The following is a 1,464-nucleotide window of genomic DNA, read 5'->3' as shown; positions in this document are numbered from 1 at the left end:
GCTGGCCGTCCCGGAGCTGGCGGCCGAGCTGGCCCGCGCGCGCTGGGTGCGGGTCCTCGCCGGGCGCGGGAACGAGCTGACGCGCGACGGGTTCGCCGCCGTGTGGGAGGGGGCGGGCCGCCTGGAGTCGGTGCAGGTGCTCCTGCCCGACGCCGGCCTCGGCCCCGGCTCGTGGCTGTCGGTCCGCGAGGCCGAGATGCGCCGCATGGACGTGGGGTTCTCGCCCGGGCTGCTCACCGAACAGGTGCGGGTCAACGCCGCGTACGTGAGCGAGGTGGCCCGGCGGCGGGAGAACGTGTCGCTGCGCTTCTACGACCTGCCCAACGTGCACCGGATCGTCGTCACGGACCGCGTCGCGTACCTGACCCTGTACCGCCAGACGGAGCACGGCCGCAACTCACCGTGCGTGGTCGCGCGCAGGCCCGGCCTGATGTACGACTACGCCCTGCTGCTCTTCACCACGGCCTGGGAGCACGCCCGCCCACCGAGATGACCACAACTATGGAACAAAGCATTCCGTTCTGATATTGTGGTGGCATCACCGATTCGGAAGGCTGAAGACCTTGAGCGAGATCATCATCACCGGCTGGGACCTGCTCGACTTCTCTCACCAGGCGCTGCGCGAGGCCGTGCGGGGTGTTCCGGCCGACGGCTGGGGATCGCCGACTCCGTGCGAGCAGTGGAACGTCACCCAGGTGCTCCAGCACGCGGCGGGCGACCAGGTCGGTTACGCCTCCTTCCTCACCGGCGAGCCCGGCCCGTCGGAGAACCCGTTCGCGCCGTCCGGGACGCTGGCCGAGGAGCCGGAGGCGTACCTGGAGGCGGCGCTGGAGCGGTCGGCCAAGGCGTGGGCGGGCGTCGGCGAGGACGTCGAGGAGGTGGCGGTGCCGGTCCCGCCGAACAAGATGGCGCCGTCGCTGGGCGCGGGCGCGTGCGCGCTCGACGCCGCGGTGCACGCCTGGGACATCGCCGTCGCCACCGGGCAGCCCTCGCCGCTCACCCAGGAGAGCGCCAGGGAGCTGCTCGACGTGGCCAGGCAGATCGTCGAGCCGCTGCGCGCGTACGGCGCCTACGCGGCGGCGCTTGCCCCGCAAGCCGGTGACGACGACGTGGCCGCGCTGCTGCGTTACCTGGGCCGCGCCCCGGAGTGGACCGCCGCCTGAGCACGAGGGGGTAATCCACGAGGTGATGATCCGTCGCGGGGGCGGACCGGCGTATGACGGCCGGTTCCTCCCGCGGGCGGAAGGACGCGTACGAGATCGCTGGAAGCCTTTCCTGGAGACGCGAAGCGCCGACCAGGAAAGGGACGGGACGATGACGATTTCCGCGCGAGCCGCACGCGGCGGGAGGCACGTCAGGAGAGCGGCCGCCGGGCTGGCGGTCCTCACCGCCTCGGCCACGCTGGGCGGGACCCCGGCCCTGGGCGCGTCCGGGGCCCTGGGCGGGGCCGGGGACCTGGGCGGG

Annotated in this window: 2 protein-coding genes; both read left to right on the top strand. The window is 73.2% G+C overall.

Annotated features, from left to right (window positions below):
• Positions 1–493: hypothetical protein (locus DQW85_RS23105; protein WP_338043408.1), on the top strand; the 493-nt coding region annotated here is incomplete at its 5' end.
• Between the two features lie 70 nt (positions 494–563).
• Positions 564–1,163 (top strand): TIGR03086 family metal-binding protein, encoded by a 600-nt coding sequence (locus tag DQW85_RS23100; RefSeq protein WP_113702212.1) that lies wholly within the window; start codon positions 564–566, stop codon positions 1,161–1,163.
• Positions 1,164–1,464: the final 301 nt, after the last annotated feature.

Origin of the sequence: Nonomuraea lactucae, assembly GCF_003313395.1 — a bacterium.
GTDB classification, from domain to species: domain Bacteria; phylum Actinomycetota; class Actinomycetes; order Streptosporangiales; family Streptosporangiaceae; genus Nonomuraea; species Nonomuraea lactucae.
Note: the sequence above shows the minus strand (reverse complement) of the source record. Positions and strands in the feature narration are given on the sequence as shown.